20 protein-coding genes are annotated in these 21,238 nt (G+C 54.6%); 6 read left to right on the top strand and 14 right to left on the bottom strand.

What is annotated here, in order from left to right:
- Nucleotides 1-38: 38 nt before the first annotated feature.
- Nucleotides 39-515, top strand: a complete 477-nt coding sequence (locus tag ACQKLP_RS03805) for a hypothetical protein (RefSeq protein ID WP_427320207.1) — start codon at nt 39-41, stop codon at nt 513-515.
- On the opposite strand, the gene ACQKLP_RS03800 is transcribed toward ACQKLP_RS03805, so the two are convergent.
- The 3 genes from ACQKLP_RS03800 to ACQKLP_RS03790 all read right to left on the bottom strand — a co-directional run bounded on the left by ACQKLP_RS03800 (nt 516) and on the right by ACQKLP_RS03790 (nt 2,563).
- Nucleotides 516-1,367, bottom strand: coding sequence for a dienelactone hydrolase family protein (locus ACQKLP_RS03800; RefSeq protein WP_427320205.1), 852 nt, complete (start codon nt 1,365-1,367; stop codon nt 516-518).
- 110 nt (nt 1,368-1,477) lie between these two features.
- Nucleotides 1,478-1,918 carry a carboxymuconolactone decarboxylase family protein gene (locus ACQKLP_RS03795; protein ID WP_427320203.1) on the bottom strand — a complete coding sequence of 147 codons (441 nt, stop codon included), beginning with the start codon at nt 1,916-1,918 and terminating at the stop codon, nt 1,478-1,480.
- A 69-nt stretch (nt 1,919-1,987) separates the two neighbouring features.
- Nucleotides 1,988-2,563 (bottom strand): Crp/Fnr family transcriptional regulator, encoded by a 576-nt coding sequence (locus tag ACQKLP_RS03790; RefSeq protein ID WP_427320201.1) that lies wholly within the window; start codon nt 2,561-2,563, stop codon nt 1,988-1,990.
- 72 nt (nt 2,564-2,635) lie between these two features.
- Between ACQKLP_RS03790 and ACQKLP_RS03785 the strand changes: the two genes are divergently transcribed.
- Entirely contained in the window at nt 2,636-3,541 is a 906-nt protein-coding gene (locus ACQKLP_RS03785) for a bestrophin family protein (RefSeq protein WP_427320199.1), read from the top strand.
- A gap of 65 nt (nt 3,542-3,606) precedes the next feature.
- Nucleotides 3,607-4,611, top strand: coding sequence for a helix-turn-helix domain-containing protein (locus tag ACQKLP_RS03780; protein WP_427320197.1), 1,005 nt, complete (start codon nt 3,607-3,609; stop codon nt 4,609-4,611).
- 341 nt (nt 4,612-4,952) lie between these two features.
- Here ACQKLP_RS03780 and ACQKLP_RS03775 read toward each other — a convergent pair whose 3' ends face one another.
- From ACQKLP_RS03775 to ACQKLP_RS03760, 4 genes are all read right to left on the bottom strand, one after another.
- Nucleotides 4,953-5,894, bottom strand: coding sequence for an alpha/beta hydrolase (locus tag ACQKLP_RS03775; RefSeq protein ID WP_427320195.1), 942 nt, complete (start codon nt 5,892-5,894; stop codon nt 4,953-4,955).
- Between the two features lie 6 nt (nt 5,895-5,900).
- On the bottom strand, nt 5,901-6,518 hold the full coding sequence (locus ACQKLP_RS03770) for a hypothetical protein (RefSeq protein WP_427320194.1): 618 nt from the start codon (nt 6,516-6,518) through the stop codon (nt 5,901-5,903).
- Between the two features lie 51 nt (nt 6,519-6,569).
- Entirely contained in the window at nt 6,570-6,740 is a 171-nt protein-coding gene (locus ACQKLP_RS03765) for a phosphatidate cytidylyltransferase (RefSeq protein WP_427320192.1), read from the bottom strand.
- Between the two features lie 527 nt (nt 6,741-7,267).
- Complete coding sequence (locus ACQKLP_RS03760; RefSeq protein ID WP_427320190.1) at nt 7,268-8,401, bottom strand: FecR domain-containing protein; 1,134 nt, start codon at nt 8,399-8,401, stop codon at nt 7,268-7,270.
- 374 nt (nt 8,402-8,775) lie between these two features.
- Between ACQKLP_RS03760 and ACQKLP_RS03755 the strand changes: the two genes are divergently transcribed.
- Nucleotides 8,776-9,357: an RNA polymerase sigma factor gene (locus tag ACQKLP_RS03755; RefSeq protein WP_427320188.1), complete on the top strand. Its 582-nt coding sequence runs from the start codon at nt 8,776-8,778 to the stop codon at nt 9,355-9,357.
- Nucleotides 9,358-9,654: 297 nt separating this feature from the next.
- Here ACQKLP_RS03755 and ACQKLP_RS03750 read toward each other — a convergent pair whose 3' ends face one another.
- The 3 genes from ACQKLP_RS03750 to ACQKLP_RS03740 are packed head-to-tail and all read right to left on the bottom strand — an operon-like array spanning nt 9,655 to nt 12,064.
- The gene (locus ACQKLP_RS03750; protein WP_427320187.1) at nt 9,655-10,467 is read right to left on the bottom strand and encodes an alpha/beta hydrolase; all 813 of its coding nucleotides are present in this window, start codon (nt 10,465-10,467) and stop codon (nt 9,655-9,657) included.
- A gap of 53 nt (nt 10,468-10,520) precedes the next feature.
- Nucleotides 10,521-11,231, bottom strand: a complete 711-nt coding sequence (locus tag ACQKLP_RS03745; protein ID WP_427320185.1) for an RNA polymerase sigma-70 factor — start codon at nt 11,229-11,231, stop codon at nt 10,521-10,523.
- Nucleotides 11,228-12,064: a helix-turn-helix domain-containing protein gene (locus tag ACQKLP_RS03740; protein WP_427320183.1), complete on the bottom strand. Its 837-nt coding sequence runs from the start codon at nt 12,062-12,064 to the stop codon at nt 11,228-11,230. Before ACQKLP_RS03740 ends, ACQKLP_RS03745 begins: the two co-directional genes overlap by 4 nt.
- Before the next feature lie 84 nt (nt 12,065-12,148).
- Here ACQKLP_RS03740 and ACQKLP_RS03735 point away from each other — a divergent pair, with 84 nt between their 5' ends.
- Complete coding sequence (locus ACQKLP_RS03735) at nt 12,149-12,544, top strand: DoxX family membrane protein (RefSeq protein ID WP_427320181.1); 396 nt, start codon at nt 12,149-12,151, stop codon at nt 12,542-12,544.
- A gap of 1 nt (nt 12,545) precedes the next feature.
- The gene (locus ACQKLP_RS03730) at nt 12,546-13,487 is read left to right on the top strand and encodes a polysaccharide deacetylase family protein (protein WP_427320179.1); all 942 of its coding nucleotides are present in this window, start codon (nt 12,546-12,548) and stop codon (nt 13,485-13,487) included.
- A 58-nt stretch (nt 13,488-13,545) separates the two neighbouring features.
- Here the strand turns inward: ACQKLP_RS03730 and ACQKLP_RS03725 are convergent, their stop codons facing one another.
- The 4 genes from ACQKLP_RS03725 to ACQKLP_RS03710 all read right to left on the bottom strand — a co-directional run bounded on the left by ACQKLP_RS03725 (nt 13,546) and on the right by ACQKLP_RS03710 (nt 21,122).
- On the bottom strand, nt 13,546-14,739 hold the full coding sequence (locus tag ACQKLP_RS03725; protein ID WP_427320177.1) for a thioredoxin family protein: 1,194 nt from the start codon (nt 14,737-14,739) through the stop codon (nt 13,546-13,548).
- 89 nt (nt 14,740-14,828) lie between these two features.
- Nucleotides 14,829-16,277: a RagB/SusD family nutrient uptake outer membrane protein gene (locus ACQKLP_RS03720; protein WP_427320175.1), complete on the bottom strand. Its 1,449-nt coding sequence runs from the start codon at nt 16,275-16,277 to the stop codon at nt 14,829-14,831.
- An 11-nt stretch (nt 16,278-16,288) separates the two neighbouring features.
- On the bottom strand, nt 16,289-19,753 hold the full coding sequence (locus tag ACQKLP_RS03715; RefSeq protein ID WP_427320173.1) for a SusC/RagA family TonB-linked outer membrane protein: 3,465 nt from the start codon (nt 19,751-19,753) through the stop codon (nt 16,289-16,291).
- Nucleotides 19,754-19,997: 244 nt separating this feature from the next.
- A complete protein-coding gene (locus ACQKLP_RS03710) occupies nt 19,998-21,122 on the bottom strand; it encodes a FecR family protein (protein WP_427320171.1) in 1,125 nt (374 codons plus the stop codon).
- Nucleotides 21,123-21,238: the final 116 nt, after the last annotated feature.

Genomic DNA, 21,238 nt, shown 5'->3' with positions numbered 1-21,238 from the left:
CAAAGTCTAAATCTACTTATCCCCCAATTCCACCGAACATGCCGACCGCTACATCCGTCCAGACAACGAGATTGCTCCAGGGAGCACTATACGCAGGGCTCCTCGTCTGGTTGCTGGACGGGACTGCGGCGGTGATCCAGAGCAATTTCCGGCCAGACCGTGTTTTCAGGTATGTGGCGAGCGCGGGTGCGGGGCCTTCGGCTTTCGAAGGCGGCAATGCATTTATTCTCCTCGGGCTTTTCTTTCACTTTCTCGTTGCTTACGGGTGGAGCCTGCTTTTCTTCTGGTTGTATCCCCGGCTGGCTTTGTTGCAGGGCAACCGCTGGCTGACGGGTTTGCTTTACGGGCTGGTGGTCTGGGCCTGCATGCGGTTACTCATCGTGCCGCTCACGCTGGCGCCTGTCGGAAAGCTCACCTGGAACGGCGCGCTGACCGGCATGGCCATTCACATGGTTTGCGTGGGCCTGCCTATCGCGTTGACGGCTCATTATTGGTACCGGCGGCCGCAGCCCTGATCAGGCCAATGTTTCCTTAAAAACCTTCAAAGTTCGCTCCCAGGCGAGTTTCGCGGCAGCTTCGTTGTAGCGCGCGGCGGAAGTATCGTTGTGGAAAGCATGTTGCGTTCCGGGATAGATGAACAGTTCATATTTCGTTCCCGCGGCTTTCAACGCGGCTTCGTAGGCCGCGATGCCGGCGTTCACCCGCTCGTCGGACTCCGCATAATTGAGCAGCAGGCGCGCCTTGATCTTCGGCACATCCGCCACATCGGGCTGCATACCGTAAAACCCCACGGCCGCGTTAAGCTCCGGATCGTTCACGGCGAGCTGGTTGGCCAGCGCACCGCCCCAGCAAAACCCCACGCAGCCGGTTTTCCCGTTGGCATCGGAACGGTTCCGCAAATATTCGAGCGACAACAGGTAATTCCGCAGGTTCTGCGCTTTGTCCAGCTGCCCGATTTTGGTGCGGCCTTCGTCTTCATTGGCAGGCGTTCCTCCGAAAACCGACAGCGCATCCACGCCCAGTGCCGTGTAACCCGCTGCAGCCGCGCGCCGCGTCACGTCTTTGATATGTGGCGTCAATCCGCGGTTTTCATGAATCACGACCACACCGCCGCGCTTGCCGCCCGCTTTCGGGCGAACGAGGTACGATTTCATGGTAACGCCATCGCCCGGGTACGTCACTTCTTCTTCGATCAGATCGTTGGAAAGCGGCTCGGCGGCGCGGGCGTAATTGGATTCGAGCAGGGGAAGCACCGCCATGGCTGCAGCCATGGTGCCGGTGAGCTTTACGAGGCGGCCGAGGAATTCGTCGCGGCGCAGCGGCCGGTGCGTATATTCGTCGAACAGGTCGATGATACGTTGGTCCATATGCAACAGGGTTTTCATCAAGTTAAAAAATTTTGCCGGAAACGGAAAGCGGGCGCCCCGATAATCGGGGGCCCGCTTGTTAATGCTGTTTTCAAAATGCTTTGATATTGTTAATCCAGCGCCGGTTTCATGTGGGTGGATACGCCGATCCGGTTCCAGGCGTTGATGACGATCACGGCCATGATCAGTTCTGCGATGTACCCTTCGTCGAACACCTTCGCCGCGCGGGCATATGTTTCGTCTGAAAGTCCCTGGTGGATGAGGGTTACTTCTTCCGTCACCGCCAGAATCGCCTGTTCTTCTTCCGTGAAAAAATCCGTTTCGCGCCAGTTGGTGAGGGCAAACAGTTTGCGGAGCGATGCTCCCTGGGCGAGGGCGTCTTGCGTATGTTTGTCGATGCAATAGGTACAGCCGTTGATCTGCGACGCGCGGATGCGGATCAGCTCATGATGCAGCGGTGCGATGCGGGTGGAAGGAAGATAGGATTCCAGTTTCACGACGGCTGCATATCCGGCCGGGGCCGCCTTTTTGATGTTAACTCTTTGTGACATGATGTTTCGATTTACAGCACAAAGGTCTGGCACGACGGGGTCACGATTTCTTGAACCAGTTCAAGAAAATCAAACGTTCCGCTTCGCCCGTATTTTGCTGATGAATTCCGGCGTGAGGCCGAGATACGATGCCAGCATGTATTGCGGCACGCGTTGAACGAATTCCGGGAACGAAGCACGGAAATGTTCGTACCGTTCTTCGCCCGTATTGCCGAAGATATACATCACACGTTGCAATGCGGCGGCGAGGGCCCGCTGGCTGATGATGCGGAAGTAGCGTTCGAATGTTGGGAGTTTATCGAAAAGTTCGTCTTGCCGGTCGCGGTACAAAACCGCGCATTGCGTATCTTCAATAGCTTGAATGCTGAATTCGGATGGTTTCCGGGATTCGAGGCTGAAGTAATCGGTGATCCACCAGTTCTCGATCGCGAAATGATTGATGATCTCCGTGTCTTTTCCGCTCAGCTGGAAAGACCGGCAGAGCCCTTTCACGATGAAGTAATTGGCGTTGCAGACATGCCCCGCGCGCAGGAGCATTTCCTTTTTGCGGAAGGTGCGCAGCTCGATGTAATCCGCCAGGATGGCGTCTGCATCGGCCGGCAGCGGTGTGAATTTGCGGATATGGGCCGTCAGTTCGGGGATCATACAGGCAATTTAGGTTTTTGGCGTCAACAATCATGCGCCGTTTTTTGTAGAGCTATCATCTAAAACCCATTTATGCTGCTGCGCGACAAACTTTCGCTGGTCCAGATTTTCAGGATGACCTGGAAGCTGGACATCGCGATGATCATTTTCTGCACGATGGCCTATTACATCGATCTGTACTGGCTGCGCGACCACATTTCCATTCCATTGACGATCACGGCGGTGCTGGGAACGGCGCTGGCGTTTTTCATCGGGTTCAATAACAACCAGGCGTACGACAGGTGGTGGGAAGGCCGCAAGATCTGGGGAGCGCTGGTGAACGATTCGCGCAGTTGGGCGAGAGACCTTACGGCGTTCTGTGAATCCGACGCGCTGGAGCAGGCGCCTACGCTGGCGCGCCGGATGGTGTTCCGGCACCTGGCGTTCGTATATGCGTTGAAGACGGCGCTGCGGAAAGACGGGGATACGTATTACCAGGGGTACCTCAACCCCGATGAAGTGGACGCCGTTGCGGCGAGCAAAAATCCGGCGAACGCCATTCTGCAGCTGCAGGCGGTCGATCTGCGCACCCTCCGCGATCTGGGCGCAGTGGACGGCTTCCTTTTCCGCGAGCTCAACACCCGGCTGACGGCTTTTACCGACCAGCTGGGCATGTGCGAGCGCATCCGGAACACCGTTTTCCCGCCCAGTTACCTCTTTTTTACACGGGTTTTCATCTGGTTTTACGTGATGATGACCACGTTCAGCCTCACGGAAAACATCGGCGGATGGGCGGTCCTTTTCGGCTGGGCGGTTGGCTTCGTTTTCCACGTCACCCATCAGAACGGATTGAGTATCATGGACCCATTCGAAACCAACCCCATGTCGCTACCGCTCAACAGCATTTCACGGACCATCGAGATCAACCTGCTGGAGGTGTTGGGTCATAGCCCACTTCCTTCTCCCGTGGAGCCCGTGGGCAAATTGTACATCCTCTGACGCTGGGGAATACGGATTTTATATCGTAATTTACGGGTATCAGTCCTCAGCCAAACTGTTATCCTATGTTCGTAGTAGACCGTCCTGCTATCATGAATTTCGACGTCCCGGAACATCTGAAGAACCGCATTACCATTTCAGACCGGCTACCGTCCCAATACCAGTCACACCGCGTGCCCGGAACCACTGTGCATTACACCGAAGGTCCGTTCGGCGCATATTTCAAACAGGAATTTATGTGCAACGATTTCGTGATCGGGTGGTTGAATTTCGACATCAAGGAGCATGTGTTCCTGCATCCGATTACGGAAACCCCGCTGCTGGCGCTTTATACCGGCATCTCGGGAGACATTCCCTGCGAATTGCAGGGTTCCGCCGAAAAGCTCATGCTGCCCGAAAAGAAATTCGCCTTTTATTATGTGCCGCCCATGGCGTTCAACCGCGCAGAGTTCGCGCCCGCACATTATACCTCGGTGTACATCTCCTTTTCCAATTCCTTCATGCAGTATTTCAGCAACAAGCACGAAGCGTATAAACCGCTCGTAGAGAAACAGTTGCGGGGAGAGCAGGAAGGGGAACAGAAAAACCTCATCCCCACGGGGCACGACGAGAAAGAGATTCTCAAAGCCATGCGCAGCTACAACAAAAGCCCCGCCATGATGGAGCCCACCATGCAAGGCCACGTCATGCTCCTCACCGCGCAATACTTCAACCTCCTCCTCAATCGCCACCAGGTGCCGAAAATGCTCCTCAACGCGTGCGATTACATCCAGGAAAACCTGGGCGAAGACCTCAACACCGCAGGCATCGCCCGGAAAGTAGGCTCCCATTCCCTGGCGCTCAACAAGCTGTTCAAAGACACTTACGGCAAAAACGTGCGCCAGTACCTCACCTATAAGCGCCTGGAAGAAGCGGAATACCGCCTCCGCACCACCAGCGAGCTCGTTTGGGAAATCGCCGCCTTTACCAACCTGACAGACGCATCGCACCTCGTACGCCTCATTCGCGCCAAACACGGCATTACCCCTGAGGAGTACCGCGAAAGGAACAAATTGCACCAGGCAGGCTGATTATTTTCACTTCGTACAATTTCTGGCCCGGCATATACAATGCCGCATGGCCAACTTTTGCCATTTTTACAATACAAGGTGACACGCCTGGCTGAGGCTGAATCACTTTCCGAAGAACCGGCCCGGGCCCTCTTCCAACACTGGTAATGCATTTATAAAACACTGTGAGACAATACGTATCAACATTTCTCCAGCTTAGCTTAAGATAAAGAAATCAGACAAGAATCCCCGTTCCCCAAATTAGACTTGAGACACCTGGAATATAAAAAGCCGGCGCTCTGCACCGGCTTTTTGCATAAAAGGAATTGTACGGACCGATTGTACGGATTGTACAAACCTGTTTATTCCACCTTCATAAATTCCCGTAGCGCCGCCGTCCACTCCGGGCGGTAGCGCGACAGGAAGTTAACATGACCCGCTTCCGGGAAAGTCACCAATCGTTTTTCTCCGCCCAGGTTTTTGAAGACCGCGTCAATTTCCCATCTTCCCACCCTTTCGTCTTTTTCGCCATAAATGACCATAGCCGGCATTTTCGCGGATTTGGCATCTGTCATGGGCCGGTGCCCGAAGCCCCAGAAGCCGTGGATCGCGCCGCCCCAGAACACCACGAGGCCCGCCAGCGGCACTTCCGGCGCCCCAACGGCCCTGAAACGGGCGCAGGTAGCCTCATACAACGTGGCGAACGGCGCTTCCAGGATAATTCCCCGCGGTTCCACGCCCCCGTCTTTCACAGCTTTCAGCACGGCCGCGGCGCCGAGGCTCGTGCCCAGCAGCCAGATATTCTTTTCGCCGGATTTGCGGAGGTAATCGTACGCCGCCTTTACGTCGCGGCCTTCCTGGAACCCGACGGTAGTATAATTGCCGCCGGAACCGCCGCTTCCCCTGAAATCGACGAGCAGGGTATTAAAACCCATGTCCCGGATGATCATCGCCCGGTCGATCATGCTCGACTTTTTACCGCTATAGCCGTGGAACAGCACCACAGTTCCGCGGGCCCGGGGAACGCGCAACAGCCAGGCTTCCAGCGGAAAATCGCTTCGCAGGGCAATGGTTTCGTACGGGACGGGCGGCACGCTGTTGTTGACGGGCCGGGGATTGTCGACGCCCAATACCACGGTTTTCAGTTTCCCGAGGGCAGACAGGCGGTTGGGATTGGTACGTGGCGCGGTGGTATTGGTGAAATGGGTGAATTTCCACGCATGCCAGGCGCAAAAGAGGTTTAATAGCAGGAAAAGGACAGCGACGGTCCAGGCAAGTTTTTTCCAGAATCGGTTATGTTGCATTCGGTGTTATTTTTCCAGTTGCAGCACAGCTTTCAGGAGTGTGAAATTTTCGTCGTTCACGTCTTCCTGCCAGTAATATACGGTATCGTTTTCAAGGACGATGCGGGCTTGCAGCGCCGAATCTGTCTGGTACTCGCCCGCGGTGGGGATCATCCAGGGCCCGGCGATGCGCTTCCAGCCGGAGGGTTGCAACGCCCAGGTGGTCATGTAATGCACGGTGCCGTGGAGGGGGCTTTGGAAAAGGGAGATGTCGGGACGGCCGTCGCCGTTAAGGTCGCCCTCGTTGATGAGGCGGAACCGGCCTTCTATGTTCTCTATGGCGGGAATGGCAGTGGTATTGAATCGCACGGCGAAATAGCCGGGCTCGTCAGCCCCGGTGGACGCCTTCACCAGTTCTCGCCAGGCAGAATCGATGACACCGTCGCCGTTAAAATCGCCTGCAATACCGATGGCTTCCCCGGGCTCATTTTCCGGGGCGATGGTATCCGCGGATGACGGAGGGGTTGTTGGAACGGGGGATTCGTTCAGCGCGGGAACCGAATCCATTTTGACGTCTTTCACGGCCGGCGATGGCTGGCATGCATATAGGGAAGCAAGGGCTACAATAAAAACAATTCTTTTCATGGTAATCCGGGCAGCGGAATGGCGCCGTTGCCGGGATGCAAAATACATCGATTAGTCTTTCCGTCCACCACGGGAAAAGAGGAAAATGATCAAACCCAGTACCAGGGCTACGAGGATGAGGCCCGTCCAAACGCCGGCTTTGAAAATGCCGCCTACGATTTCGCAGCTGGAAAGGGTGATGGACAGGAAGGCGATGATGGAAAGTGAAAGGATTCTGTTCATGATGTTTCTTTTTCGGGGATCATATACTGTGCCGAAAGGGGGAATACCGTATGAACGGACATCTTTGAAGGGGAAGGAGGCGTATTGGGTGGAAGAAATTCCACAGTGGGGGAATCCTTTTATCGATGTCGGGCAAATCCCATTATTACGGCCCGTCTGGCATTTGGTGTTTCCTGCAGGTGTAAGCTCCTTCGCCTGTTATGCGGTAAAATCCACCGGGATATCATCAAAGTCCAGGAATAACGGTTTTTCTCGCTTAACGAATCCGATAAAAGTTTGCGTTTCCCAACTATCGGTACTTCGTTTGTTCTGCCAGAACGATGCAAGGGTTTCTATCATCAGGCAAGTGCCTGCCAGTTTTAGCACCCCGCAGCCGATAGCCAGGCGTTGCGCAATATAGCGATGATAAAAAGCGGTGAAGACCAGGCTGACTAAGCAGATGCTGGCGTTTTGATCAAGTCGTTCGTTTTATTTCTGTAAGTGTGTAGCAGGAGCAATACAAGCTGGGGGAACGAACGGCTTTTCAATTATTTCACATGCAGTTCCTCTCCTTTCCAGTAAAAGGTGACGTCGCCGGTGAGGTTGATGACGTCGATGAATTCCTGGATGGGCTTGTTGCGGTCGAGGCGGCCCCAGAGGCGTTCGCGGCCTACGTTGGGATTGTCGATCACGAGTGGGGTGTTGAACCAGCGGTCGAGCATAACGGAAATTTCGGTAACGGTAGCGTTCTCGAAATAATGGATGCCCTGGCGCCAGCTGAGGGTACGGTTGGCGTCGAACGCAGCCACTTTAATGGATTCTCCGGCGTTGACGAGGGCTTCGCTGCCGGGGTTCAGTTCGATGCGGTCTACGCCCGAGCGCACGGCCACTTTACCGTTAACGAGCGAGGCGACCATCTTATGCTGGATGTAGGCATTGACGTTGAATTCTGTGCCGAGGACCTGCACATCGCCCTGGGGGGTGTGTACGGTGAAGGGAGTTTTGGCGCTGGCTTTTACCTTGAAGTAGGCTTCGCCGGCTTCGAGGAATACTTCGCGCTGGCTGCCGTTGTCGAACCGGAAACGGAGGCGGGAGCGGGAGTTGAGCCAAACGGTGGAGCCGTCTTCCAGGTTCACCTGGTAATCGAGGCGGGCGGGCACCACGAGGGTGGTCCATCCTTCTGCGGGGGCATTTTCGCCTTCGAGTGAGAGAACGCGGTTATTATTGGTGAAGTTGGCGGCATTGGAATGGTGGGTTTGCACGCCGGTGTCTGCCAGGGGGATGGTGGTGCCATCTTCGAGGACGAGCGACGCAGAGCCGCCTTCGGTAACGGCGGCGAAAGTGGCGGGTGCTGTGGCGGAGGGCTTGGTGGCCACGAGCCAGATGGCGCCGGCGAGCATCGCGGCCACGGCGGCGCCGGCGATGGAGCGGATGATGGCCCTGCGGCGGCGGCGCTGCATTTCGTGTTGACGGTCGTATACATCGAGCAGGCCGGTGTTCACATCGAACGACGAATAAGCTTGCTGCAATTCCTCTTTGGGGATTTGCCCGAGCTCATCGCGCAAGGCCCGTGCTTCGGGGTCCGAATCGAGAATGGCGTCCAATTCGGCCTGTTCTTCGGGCGTTATCTGCCCGAGGATCCTGCGAACCAGCAGCAACCGTATATATATACTATCTTCCATGAAAGAATTCGTCTATGTTAATAGATGCAGGTTGGTGGATGAAGGGTGAAAAGGCGCCGGAAATAAAAATCCATCCGGGCGGGGCAAACGTAAATATAAGGAGAGAACCATAATTCGGCAAACAACGGTAACGACTGTTGGGTTTTAACCCAAATCGTTAACAATTACATAACGATTTCTTAAACCCATTTTACCGAATTTTAAGACGGCAGGAACCATGTCCAGCATACAACCGCGTTGGAACACTTATCGAACTGCACTTTGACATTTTTTCTCCACTCCATGCTTAAGACAGTATTCATGTTACGGGCGCGCCGCCAACGGCAGATCAGGAAGAGACAAAAATGATACTGTTACTTTAAAATTCTGCAACTGTGGAGGATCAAGAACTCATTCAGCAACTGCAACAGGGCAATCTGGAAGCCTTTGACCAGGCTTATAAGAAGTATGCACCCACCATGCTTACCATCGCTTATACGTTCATGCGTGATAAAGACGATGCGGCGGATGTGGTGCAGGACTGTTTCGCTACCCTGCTGAACAAGCCCCAGCTCTGGAAATCCATCCGTGACATCAGGTGGTACCTCATGCGCATGGTGCAGAACCAATGCCTCGGCGTGATCCGGAAAAGAGACCTCCAGCAACAAAAAGACGAAGTCTTTCAATACTACAACAAATCCGCGTCGGAAGACATTTCCCTCCCGGACCCCTACAACAACGCCAACCCCCAGGAAAAAGAAAATAAAGTAGTTTCCTGGCTCGGCTCCCTCAGCCCCCAGCGCAAACGCGCCATGGAGCTCGTTTACCAGCAGGAATTATCCTACCAGGAAGCCGCCCTCAAAATGGGCATCAGCAAACAAAGCGTAAAAACACACCTCCGCTACGCCAAACAGATCCTCAAATCCAAAATGACCATCATCGCCATCGCCGTTACTTCCATCCTCGTATTCGGTTAAGCGATTGCCATAGTAACAAGTCATGTTTTGCGGTCGCCGGCCGCTCCGCATTTTTGCGCCCGTTTCTTTCCTCCCTGCCAGACTTTCAGCTATTGCCCCTTCATGCTTTTGCATCGCAAGTTCCATATCGTATGCATCCATCCCAAGCTTTAGCCTTACCGGCTAAAACCGAATAGCAGCAAGCGTTTCAGCAGCCGGTCCGTTCTCCTTAAAAACAACACATGGCGCCAGGAACGGCCGATCACCGTTCGTAGCGCCATGCATTTCGTTATCGCTCATTAACTTTTACCAACCCGATCAGCGGCCGAAGAACCGCTGTGCGAACAGCAACTGGTATTCCACCGCATTCGCCCAATACGCCCAGGTATGGCCGCCCGGCCGCACCACGTAATCGTGCGGGATGTTCCGGTACAGCAGTGTTTCGTGCAGTTTTTCATTCACGCCGAAAAAGAAATCCTCCGTCCCGCAGTCGATCATCAGCGCCAGCGAGCCCGCCGTCAGCAAATGCAACTGGTTCATCACCGTATGCTGCTCCCAGCGCGCCGGCTGCTCCGCATACGTGCCCAGGCGTTTGGCCATATCCCAATTCTTCGGGAAAGGCCGGATATCCACACCGCCACTCATGCTTCCGGCGGCGCCGAACACGTCCTGGTGGCGCATCGCGAGGTACAGCGCACCGTGGCCGCCCATACTGAGGCCCATGATGGCGCGGCCTTTCGGACTGGCGATCGTTTTAAATTTCCCGTCTACCCACTTCACCAACTCTTCCGCCACATACGTTTCATATTGAAATCCCGCATCCACCGGGCTATTCCAGTACCAGCTGCCAAAACCGCCGTCGGGGCAAACGATGATCATATTGAACCGGTCTGCGTAATCTTTCACCGCCGGTACTTTCTTTACCCAATCGGAATAATTGCCGCTATAGCCATGCAACAGGTACACCACCGGCAAAGCCGCGTCTGTAGCCCTTTCCGGCGTAATCACCACGGTAGGGATGTTCTTTTTCATCACTGCGCTCCAAACGTTGACAGTATCCACTTTGGCGGCGATGGCGGGAAAAACGGCGCATACTAACCATACGGCCGTCCACGAAAAAATCTTTTTCATACAAGGAATTTGCGGCTATAATATACAGCGGGAATCCTTCTTTTTCAAACGATTTACAGGTGCGCCACGCCGGCAGGGGCCACCAGCGCGAAAGAAAGGAGCAGGGGGAACGAACCGTCCATCCCTTTGCGGATGGCGCGGAGCGACAAAGAAATTTTCTTTTCGACGGTTTTGATGGAAATCCCCAGTTTCTCCGCGATTTCCCGGTACGTCAGCCCCTCTTCCCGGCTCAGGCGCAGGATGTTGCGCTGGTCTTCGGGCAGGCGGCTGAGGAGGTTGCGGACGATGCTTTCCATCTCGTTATAGAGCAAGGGTTCGTGATCGATGAGGTCCTGGGTGATGGATGCCAGCCGGTCGTAGAAAGCCGCGTCTGACTGGAGGCGGTGCAGGGCTTTCAGTTCCTGGAAACGGACGGCCTGGTGCAGATAGGCGCCGATCTTTTCGATCCGGACGTCTGCACGGCGGTTCCAGAGGGAAATGAACACCTCCTGCACCACGTCCTGCGCCAGCGGCCCGTCGTTCAGCATGGCACGGGCCCGCTGGTAGAGCGTCTTCCAGTAGCGTTGGTAAATCTCCGTAAATGCGTCCTGATCGTCCCCCTGCAGCAATTCATATAACTGCTCGTCCGTATATGTCGAATATGCCGGCATCAAGCAATAAAAGTACGGACTTTTCCGGCATTTTTCGCGCTGCGATTGTATGACCGTACGGCGCTTCGCCTGCGCGAGCGGCACATTTCCGGGATGGGCGGGCCTGCGGGTCAATCGTTCCCAAGGGATTTCCTGAAGGCGCCGGGCGCCATGCCGCTGTGTTTGCGGAACAGCCGGTGGAGGTGGCTCGCATCGCTGAACCCCAGTTCGTCCACGATTTCGCTCACCTGCATATCTGTGTACCGGAGGCGGGTTTCCACGAGCTTCATCCGGTAATTCATGATGTATTCCTGCATGCTGAGCCCGGTTTTGCTTTTAAAATATTCGCTGATGTAACCGGGACTGATGTGGCAATGGGCCGCGATCTTCTCCGCGCGCAGCGCTTCGGGTTCGGCGATATGTTCATGGATGTAGTGCAGCAAAGCCGAAGCAGTGCCCTGGAGATCTTTCCTGCCCGGCAAAGGCGCCATGAGCCGGATGTTGCGGGCGGCGACAACGATGAGGGTATTGAGGAGCTGCGCCAGTACTTCATCGCGATGGGGCGCTTCGCTCTCCCGTTCGCGCAGCATGGCTTCGGCAATCGCGCGGACGAGCGGTTTATCTGCAGTGTTGACCAGCACGCAACCGGGCAGGTGATGGTGGTGGTTAAAAATGAATTCCAGCTGCCGGAGCCATTCCTGTCCCATCGTGCGGAGGTGTTCGCGGTTGAAACGGATGAAGCATAAACGGGTGGTGGAATGGATCTCGAAATCGTGCGTGTCTTCCGGGAAAATGACGAACAACTTGTTTCGGGTGTAATGCAGCCGGTGATCGTTGATGATCTGCACGCCCTCCCCTTCCAGCACGAACACCAGTTCGAAATAGGTGTTCCTGTGCCTGCGGGCTTCGTAGTGGTCAGCTTCGAGGTATTCCAGCGCGAAAGACTGGTACATGTGCCGAATGTCCATCCCGCAAAGATACCTGATTTTCCCATCATCATACAAGCAAAACGATGAAATGTAACCCAACTTTGTACAATAAAATTAAATCACATGCATACCACCGTATTTCTGTTGCTGCGCCTGGCGCTGGGCGCGAGCATGTTCGGCCATGGGTTGGTCCGCCTGCCGAAGCTCCGTGCTTTCAGCGCCTGGATGACCGGTAGTTTCGAGCGATCGATGTTACCGAAAAGCCTGGTGGAGCCCTTCAGCTACGCGCTTCCGGTGGCGGAGTTCGCGATCGGGCTGCTCCTGCTCCTGGGACTGTTCACGCGGCCTGCGCTTGTGGCGGGCGGCTTCACCATGGCTTTGCTCATTCTCGGCACTTCCCTCATCGAGAACTGGGAGGCCATCCCTTCCCAGCTCATTCATGCGGCGCTTTTCGCACTGCTCCTCCAGTTCGTGCAATACAACGGCTGGGCGCTGGATCAGCTCATTCAAAAACATTGACATGCAAAACAGAAGAAAATTCCTCCAAAACACGGGCCTGCTGGGCCTCTCCGGCATCGTGGGCTCCCACTCCGCGCTGGCCGCCCCGGCACTGGGTAACGCCGCCGTTCCATTACGCTGGCCGAACGGTGCACGGCTCCTCGTTTCCGTTTCCATGCAATTCGAATCGGGCGGCCAGCCTCCCGAAGCCGAAAGTCCCTTTCCACCGAACATGGCCCCCGGCCACGCCGACCTCCCCGCCGCCACCTGGTACGCATACGGTTACCAGGAGGGTATCCCGCGCATGCTCGACAACTGGGACAGACTGGGTATCAAGGTCACTTCGCACATGGTGGGCTCCGCCGTGCTGAAAAACCCTGCGCTGGCGAAAGAGATCGTGGAGCGGGGGCACGAAGCCGCCGCCCATGGCATGAACTGGAGCAGCCAATATGCGATGGATTACGCCGAAGAGAAAAAATTCATAGCAGACGGCGTGGCGGCGGTCCGCGCGGCCACCGGCGTTACACCGAAAGGCTACAACGCCAACTGGCTGCGCCGCGGCCCCAACACGCTACGCATCCTCCAGGAACTGGGGTTCACCTATCATATCGACGATCTCAGCCGCGACGAGCCGTTCCTCATCGAACTGAACGGTAAAGATTTCGCGGTGGTGCCTTACACGTTGCGCTGCAACGATATTCTCCTCATCGAGGGCAGGCATTTTTCGACGGGGCAATTCCTCGAACAGGTCAAAATGGAGTTCGACGAGTTGTACGAGGAAAGCGCCCGCAAACGCAGCATGCTTTCCGTGAGCTTTCACGACCGCATCGGCGGAACGCCGCAAATGGTAAGGGCCGCGCGCGAAATGTTCCGGTACATGCAAAAGCATTCCGGTGTGGCGTTCATGCGGAAAGACGAGATCGCCGCCATGGCGCTTGCCGATCCGGCGATCATCCGGGCATAAAAAAGGGCCCCGGAGAAATCCGGGGCCCTGTTATCGCATATATTATCAACCGTTATGCTTATAAGCGATCGAATTCGTCTACCAGTTCCTGCGCGAGCTTCTGGATTTTGGACGTTTCGGCGTCGGCCAGCGCGCGGGCTTTGCGGGCGGCTTTCAAGCCTTCGTCCTTTTTCTTGAGCGACAGGCAGATCCAGCCGAAGGTGCTTTGTACGCTGTATTCTTCCGGATCCAGTTCCACGGCTTTCTTCGCCAGTTTGTAAGCTTGCGGGAGGAAAGGCTTCATTTTTTCATCAGCTTCCTTTTTACCGCTCACGCGCCTTGCCAGGAAGCTCAACTTTTCCGCCTGGTCCTTCAGTACGCCTTTCATTGCCTTGTCTGTCAGCGCGATATATTGTTTCGCGCGGCCTTCGCGCTGCAGGAATTCCGCTTCCAGCATTACCGCCTGTTGCTGGCGCTCGATGGATTTGGATGTCGAGAAATGCTTCAGCCCTTCGTAGAACGCGGCTTCGTTACCTGCATACACATATCCGTACAGGGTGCTCGACAGCAGCCTGTCTGTCAGCGCATCCAGGTCCGCACCGGTGGTGTAATGCCTGAAATCGTCAGTATGTGCGAGGAAGTATTTGCCGAATTTATCGTTGCTGGAACGTGCCAGGTTTTTGATCGCTTTCCAGCCGAGGGGCGTGCCCAGCGTGCTGTCGGTCATCTTTCCGGCGATTTCCGCGGCGATTTTTTCAGACGCCTGCCGGTCGGAGCGGTTGAGGGCAAGGTAGTAATTGAGGAGGAAAGGAATATCGCGCTGGCCTTCGGCGTATCGTTTTGCCACAGACGACAGGCTGCGGTCGGGATCTGCCGCCATGCGCCCTTCTTCCAGGAATTCTTCGGCCGTCATCCGCGATCCGGTGCGGTGTACGATTTCGCCTTTGGAATTGATGAACAGATAGGTCGGAAAAGATTGAACGTTGTATTTTTTCCGCAGTTCGATCCCTTCCCCTTTTTCCATATCGAATTTCGTGTTCACGAACTGGCCGTTATAGAAGTCGGCGATGTTTTTAAGGACGAACACGTTTTTGTCCATCCATTTGCATGGGGCGCACCAGGAAGTGTAGCAATCGAGGAACACGAGTTTGTTTTCCTTTCCGGCCTGGGCGAGCGTTTCGCTCCAGGACGCGGTGCCGAAGCGGATGCCTTCTTCCTGCGCGCGGAGCGTGAGGGAGGTGAAGAGGGCGAAGATCAGTAAGAATAGTTTCATGATGCAATTTTTAAAAAGGGCGCCGGGAAATCCGGCGCCGCTTGATTGTATGGGTTTGTCACTCGTGGTTAAGAAAGAAATGATTGGTTTTATCTTTCGTATTGCGGTATGCCGGGGTTCATGGACAGTACCCGCGGGGGAACGGGCAGGATGTACCTGTTGTCGTTCGCCGGGAGCGTCCATGTCTGGCTTTCATGTTTGTGTGTCACTACTTTCGCAAAGCGGGGGTCTTTGTTGAGGCGCTTCAGGTCAAAGAGGCGGTTAGGACCAACGAAAGCCATTTCACGACGGCGTTCGTCAAGCACGATGCGAAGGGCTGCTTCTCCGGTTGCGGCGGAGAGCGCCTGGTTGTTGGTGATCCGCATGTCGCGAAGACGGTTGATGTGCGCCATCGCTTTATTTTTATCTCCGATGCGGGCCTCGCATTCGGCAGCGGTCAGAATAACTTCCGGTGTGGAGAGGCCTACATTGGCATCCACGTAAGAAGCCCACAGGACGCGGCCCGGGAACTTCAATACCGCGGTACCGAACTGTGCCGTTCCATCGCAATAGAACAGCTTATAACGATAGTCTTCTGCACCGGCGGGCAGATCCCTTTTATAGGTTTCGATAAGATCTTCCGTAGCGTATACTTCGGCATACACGGTACCGTTGCTGGAAGAGGTCAGTCTTGCCCAAACGGTTTCCACGTTCTTATGCACTTCAGGGAATGCCGCGCTGTCAGACAATTTGCACACGCGGCCGAAGGTACCTTTCTTCGTGGTGTAGATCTTGTAGTCCATCAGCTCGTTGTTGAGCTTCAGGGCTTCGTTCGCATTGGCAAGTGCTTTCTGATAGTCGCCCATGTAGAGGTACATACGGCTTAAGAATGCATAACCTACGCTTTTAGGCGGATGGTAAGCGTTGGGAACGCGTACGGAAAGATTCGGCGTTGCCTCGTCCAGATCCTTCTGAATCTGTGCATATACTTCTGCTACCGATACCCTGTTGTATTTCTCATTGATGTCTTCGGAAAGGAGCATCGGCACACCGAGGTCTTTGGAAGCAGAGGCCGCGTCATAGTGCTTTGCATACAGGTTCACCAGTGTCATGTACTCGTAAGCACGGCCAACGAGCGCCTCCGCACGAATGCGGCGTTTTTCCGCATCGCTGCCGTCTTTTGCATTCATCACGTTGTTAATGATCGCATTATAGGTGAAGATGTGAGAATAAGACGGTTCCCATTGAACATCCTGCTGTCCCTGCTCCATCACCTGGCCACCAGCAAATGTATACAGGTTCCGTTTGAAAAGCGCATAACGGCTAAAGCCCGCGGATTTGTTCACATCGTTTTCAAGCCCGGCCTGAACATCGTCTGTCAGGAAAACAGGATAGGACGAAACAGCGCGGTACAGCGTCAGGCTATTCAGCAGTTTTTGGTAATCGTCTACAAACTCGGGAATGGTAAATCCTTTGGGTTTGATGTCGAGGTACTTGTTACAGCCAGCGGCAATGAGTATAGCGGCGGCGGCAAAGAAGCCATATATCGTTTTTTTCATCTTGCGCAAGTTTAGAAGGAAAGATTAAGGCCAAAAGTGTAGCTAGCCGGCGCCAGTACGCCACGGGTAGCATAGTTGGTAAGTGTGAGACCGGACCAAACTTCCGGGTCCAGACGCTGACTGTTAGCCGTCCATCTCCAGGGATTCTGCACCTGCATGCTTACGCGAAGGCCCTTGATTTTGTTTTTATCGAGCAGGGAAGACGGGAGATTATACGCGAGCGTTACGTCGCGCAGCTTGAGATAGCTGGCTTTCGCGATATTCACGTCCGCAGCGTCCCACAACATTGTAGTGCCGGTGGGAGCCTGCTGGTAATATGCAGGAGCCATGCCGGGGATGTTTTCGTCTCCCGGATTGCGCCAGTAATTCATCGCCAGGCGATCCATATTGGAAGTATAGTTCAGCTCCGGCAGCTTGGTCAGATAGGGAGCGATAACATCGCGCATTACATGGCCGCCATAATACATGAACATGAAGTAAAGTTCAAAGTTCTTATACTTTACGTTGTTGATCAGAGAAGCGGAGAACGGGGGAACGGTAGTTCCGGAATTCACCAGGTCGTCTGTAGTCAGCTTGGCCGCATCCGTAACAACGGTGCCGTCTTTGGTTTTCGCCTGCGGGCGGCCGCTGGAATTGAGACCTGCATAACGGACGCTGTAAAGCGTATTCATCGGCAACCCAACCCTGTTTTGCGGATTGTACAAAAAGTCGATCACCTGGTTTGCGGAAACGTACAAGTCGGTCAGCTCGTTTTTATTGTAATTGAAGTTGAACGTGGTTGACCAGCGGAAATCCCTCATCCGGAGGTTCTCGCTCGTAACCGACAAATCCACCCCGCGGTTGAACATCGCACCGTAGTTCACCATGCGGGATGACCAGCCCTTCGTAGGGTCTTCCTGGAGCTGGCCCAACAGATCGCTCGTTGCCTTGTTATAGAAGTCCAGCGATCCCGTCAGCCTGCCGCGGAATGTACTGAAATCGATCCCCAGGTTCACCACATTCGTCTTTTCCCAACGCAGCTGATTGTTCGGCGCCGCTGTAATATCTGCTTGCGGCTCGTTCGTATAATAGTTCGTACCACCATCCTGGCTGATCAGATAAGGCCCGGAATTCTGGTAAACGTTACCGTTGACGCCATAGGTCGCACGTGCAGCTAACCGGTCCAGCCAGGGCAGATCGTTTTCACTGATGACATAATGCAGGCCGGCAGACCAAAGTGGACGATATTGGTATTTCGGGTCCGTACCAAAAAGATTGCTCTGGTCGATACGGATTGACCCTGTTGCAGTCAGCTTATCATTGAAAGTGAAAGAGCCATTTCCGAAGAATGATACAAAACGCTTTTCATTATCCGTGAATCCCCGCTCCCTGCGCGACAGCCGGTACTGGTTAAACAGCGCTTCCGTCCCCATGATCGTGGTCCCCAGCATCGTTAACTCGTCGATCGATTTGTACGAAAGGGAATACTCGTCGTAACCGTATTTATAAACGTTCGTTCCGGTGTTGTGAACATTCCTGCGCTCCGCACCTGCAAGCAATTGCAGCTTATACTTGTCGGAGAACAAGCGATTGTAATTCAATTGGGCCCTGAGGGTATAAGACTTGTTGTCGGAACGGGTTTCATCGAACTGTCCGCCATTGGGCAAGTACACTTTCGGCACACCGTTCGTCATCACCGTTGCATCGTTCAACATGGTGCGCACATAGTTGGAGTTCGGGCGATACAGCTGACTGCTGAAGGCTTCGGTGCGCTCATTCTGGTAACGGACATCGAGCGACAGCCCCTGCATAAGACGCAGGTTCAATCCTACGTTCATGTTCAGGTAGTTGGATTTATTGCGATAGTATTGCTGGCTCAGCTCGGTTTGCGCAAACATCGTTTCATCCAGCAGCCCCAATCCCTTCAGCCGATCGATTTCGAATTGCGATTTGGAAGCATACCACTGGGCGGGCGAACCGTCCGGATTCCGGAGCATATAATAGCTTGCCTTGCCGCCGTTGAGAATGCTATATCCGTTGAAACCGTTATTGTATTCCGCACGGGTATGGCTTCCCAATACGTTCACGTCGAGACGGGCCCATTTATTGAGATTGAACAGATTCCGGAGGTTATAGCCGAAACGGTCGTTCGATTGCTCTTTTTCGTAGGGATTGTCGCGCAGGTAGTTAACAGACAGGTTGTATTGGTGTTTGTCCGTGCCGCCAGACAGCGACAGATTATGTTGTTGCACCAGCGCAGCTTTGCGAAGGAATTCATCTTTTACCTGGTTGTACCGGTCGCGGTTGCGGTAAACGTCGAGTTTGCTTTCCAGCTCTGCATCGGTGATATGTCCGGCTTTATTTTCATACATCAGTGCATAAACATCATGCATGAAACGGCGTTCGTCGATACCGGCGTAGTCATTAGACCAATATTTGAACATATCGCGCTGGAAGTCTACCAACTCTGCACTCGACATCCTATTTAAATAAGATCTGTCGGGAAGTGGCGTTACCCGGAAGCTGCTATTGAGATTAACCCGCATGGGGCCTGGCTTGCCGGCTTTGGTGACGATAACGATGACACCATTGGCTGCGCGCGCGCCGTAGATGGAAGCTGCAGATGCATCTTTCAGCATGGTAACTGTGGCAACATCGTTCGGGTTGATAGCGGCAATGCTTCCTTCGTAGGGGATGCCGTCTACGACATACAGCGGTGCAGTACCGGCATACAATGTAGATACACCCCGGATCTGGGGCTGGTTCTTATAAAAGGTGAACCCGGGCGCAAGACCTTCCAGCCGCTCCATCAGATTCGTCTGCATTTTATTAGACAAGTCTTTTGACGAAATAGCCGAGAATGAACCTGCTGCGCGTTCTTTTGAAAGCGTGGTATAACCGGTGCTTACGATGGATACACCCTGCAGGCGCGAAGGGAGCAGCTCCAGCTTCACGTTGAGGGTAGTTTCCGGGCCGACTTTCACTTCTTTCTCGCTGTAGCCTACGTAGCGGACCACCAGTACGTCTCCCGCCGAGGCGGATACGGTAAACCGGCCTTCCACGTCGGAAACCGCACTTTTTTTGGTGCCCTTGACCAAAATGGAAGCTCCCGGCAGCGGGGTGCCGTCCATATCCGTAACCGTTCCCGAGATATCGATCGCGGCAGGCGTGAGGATCTCCATCGTGGCGGAAGGAGCGAAATTGGCTTTTCTCTTTACGATCACAACATTGTCCAGCACCGTATACGTAAGGGGCTGGCCGCTGAACGCCTTGCGCAGCGCCGTGTTCAGGTCGGTCTTGAACACTTCCAGGTCAGTTACTTCCAGCGACTGGATATCTTCCTTCGAATAAAGGAAAGAATACCCCGTCTGATGTTCTACCATTTTGAAAAAATGCTCGAGCGAGGATTTCCTGATAGAAAAATCGACAGTCTGGCCGAATGTTCCGGCGCTAACGGTAATACATGCCGTCAGCATAAATAAAGTGGTGAGCTTCATAATCTTCCACATTTTGCCCCCGGGTAGCATCTTCCGGGAGGTTCTACAATCAGGCGGGTAAGGGATACCCTGCCGGTGTTGGCACCTGGCTTTTAAAATCATACTTTTGATTTTGGGTGATAAATAAATTTTCTCTCAACTGAACATTTGTTTCGCCCTTGGCAACCGGAGCTGGTACCTCCTGTTGCCGGGTCCCGGCCTGCAAGCCGGGATCTTTTTTTGGCTATTAAACTGTCTAATGTCGCTACGGTCTTACGGTGATCTTCTTCCCGTCTATTTCGAAACGCACACGCCCGGTCATTTCCAGCATCTCCAAAACCCTTGATACGGGCAGGTTCCGCGGGATCGAACCCACGAAATGGTGTTTCACTTCTCCCTCATATATTATTTCGGCACCATACCAGCGCTGTACTTCGCGCATTACTTCGGTGATGGGCTCCCCGCTGAAATTGAACCGCCCGTCTTTCCAGGCGGTAACGGCACGCATGTCTACCCCATCGGCTACGTACATTTTCCCATTCTGGCGGACCTGCGCCTGCTGTCCCGGGCTGAGCACCTCGCTCTGTCCGTTCCCGGCCACGCGCACGGCGCCTTCCAGCAGTGATGTGCGGACCACGGGCTCGTCTTTATAGGCATTGATATTGAAATGCGTCCCCAGTACGTCGACCGTCATGCCGCGGGTGATCACGCGGAAAGGATGGGCGGCGTCTTTGCTGACTTCGAGATAGGCTTCCCCCTCCAGTTCCACGATGCGGTCTTCTCCCCGGAAAGCCGTAGGGAAGCGGATCGAAGAGGCGGCGTTCAGCCATACCTTGCTGCCGTCTGCCAGGATCAGGCGGAACTGGCAGCCTGCCGGCGTGGTCAGGGTATTGAATACCGGAGCGTCTGCCGCGGCGCCCGGCTGGTACTCGAGCGCGCCTTCGGAAGATTGCAGGATGTGGGAGCCTCCCTGGGCAGCGATGCCGTTGTTGCTGGAATCGTCCAGGGCAATGACGGAGCCATCTGCCAGCGTGAGCGTGGGCTTGTTCCCTGCGGGGGAGATGTCGTTCTTGAAACGGACTTCCCTGGCCAGGGGCGCCACGGGCCTGGTCGCGGGCCGCAGGAGGAAAAAGGCCGCACCGGCAGCCAGCACCACGGCGGCTGCGGCGGCGTATTTGTATAAGGAACGGCGAATGGGGCGCTGGCGTACCTTTCCCATGATCCGGGCGTACATCAGCACTTCCAGCGCGTGTTCCTCTTCCCGCGTCAGGTCGGCGGCGGGAATTTGCTCCAGGCGGTCGCAATACGCGTCTACAAGGCGTTTCTCAGCCTCGGTAGCGGTACCGTCCAGGTAGCGGTCGGTCAACAGAATGAAAGTGTTTTTGTCCATAGGTTTGTACTTATATGTACTGGAATCGTACCCTCCCCCTACACCCCGACCCGTTTTTTTTCCGAACTTTCTGAAAATTTCCCTGGAATGCCCCTATTCCGCTCGCGACAGAAAAC

The sequence above is a fragment of the Chitinophaga sp. NPDC101104 genome (assembly GCF_050277495.1).
Classification (GTDB): Bacteria; Bacteroidota; Bacteroidia; order Chitinophagales; family Chitinophagaceae; genus Chitinophaga.
The sequence above is the reverse complement of the archived record's forward strand: the minus strand, read 5'-3'. Positions and strand labels throughout refer to the sequence as shown.

Coding starts and splice junctions, on each gene's coding strand:
- ACQKLP_RS03805 (WP_427320207.1), top strand. CDS start 39: ATGCCGACCGCTACATCCGTCCAGACAACGAGATTGCTCCAGGGAGCA.
- ACQKLP_RS03800 (WP_427320205.1), bottom strand. CDS start 1,367: ATGGACCAACGTATCATCGACCTGTTCGACGAATATACGCACCGGCCG.
- ACQKLP_RS03795 (WP_427320203.1), bottom strand. CDS start 1,918: ATGTCACAAAGAGTTAACATCAAAAAGGCGGCCCCGGCCGGATATGCA.
- ACQKLP_RS03790 (WP_427320201.1), bottom strand. CDS start 2,563: ATGATCCCCGAACTGACGGCCCATATCCGCAAATTCACACCGCTGCCG.
- ACQKLP_RS03785 (WP_427320199.1), top strand. CDS start 2,636: ATGCTGCTGCGCGACAAACTTTCGCTGGTCCAGATTTTCAGGATGACC.
- ACQKLP_RS03780 (WP_427320197.1), top strand. CDS start 3,607: ATGTTCGTAGTAGACCGTCCTGCTATCATGAATTTCGACGTCCCGGAA.
- ACQKLP_RS03775 (WP_427320195.1), bottom strand. CDS start 5,894: ATGCAACATAACCGATTCTGGAAAAAACTTGCCTGGACCGTCGCTGTC.
- ACQKLP_RS03770 (WP_427320194.1), bottom strand. CDS start 6,518: ATGAAAAGAATTGTTTTTATTGTAGCCCTTGCTTCCCTATATGCATGC.
- ACQKLP_RS03765 (WP_427320192.1), bottom strand. CDS start 6,740: ATGAACAGAATCCTTTCACTTTCCATCATCGCCTTCCTGTCCATCACC.
- ACQKLP_RS03760 (WP_427320190.1), bottom strand. CDS start 8,401: ATGGAAGATAGTATATATATACGGTTGCTGCTGGTTCGCAGGATCCTC.
- ACQKLP_RS03750 (WP_427320187.1), bottom strand. CDS start 10,467: ATGAAAAAGATTTTTTCGTGGACGGCCGTATGGTTAGTATGCGCCGTT.
- ACQKLP_RS03740 (WP_427320183.1), bottom strand. CDS start 12,064: ATGGACATTCGGCACATGTACCAGTCTTTCGCGCTGGAATACCTCGAA.
- ACQKLP_RS03735 (WP_427320181.1), top strand. CDS start 12,149: ATGCATACCACCGTATTTCTGTTGCTGCGCCTGGCGCTGGGCGCGAGC.
- ACQKLP_RS03730 (WP_427320179.1), top strand. CDS start 12,546: ATGCAAAACAGAAGAAAATTCCTCCAAAACACGGGCCTGCTGGGCCTC.
- ACQKLP_RS03725 (WP_427320177.1), bottom strand. CDS start 14,739: ATGAAACTATTCTTACTGATCTTCGCCCTCTTCACCTCCCTCACGCTC.
- ACQKLP_RS03720 (WP_427320175.1), bottom strand. CDS start 16,277: ATGAAAAAAACGATATATGGCTTCTTTGCCGCCGCCGCTATACTCATT.
- ACQKLP_RS03715 (WP_427320173.1), bottom strand. CDS start 19,753: ATGAAGCTCACCACTTTATTTATGCTGACGGCATGTATTACCGTTAGC.
- ACQKLP_RS03710 (WP_427320171.1), bottom strand. CDS start 21,122: ATGGACAAAAACACTTTCATTCTGTTGACCGACCGCTACCTGGACGGT.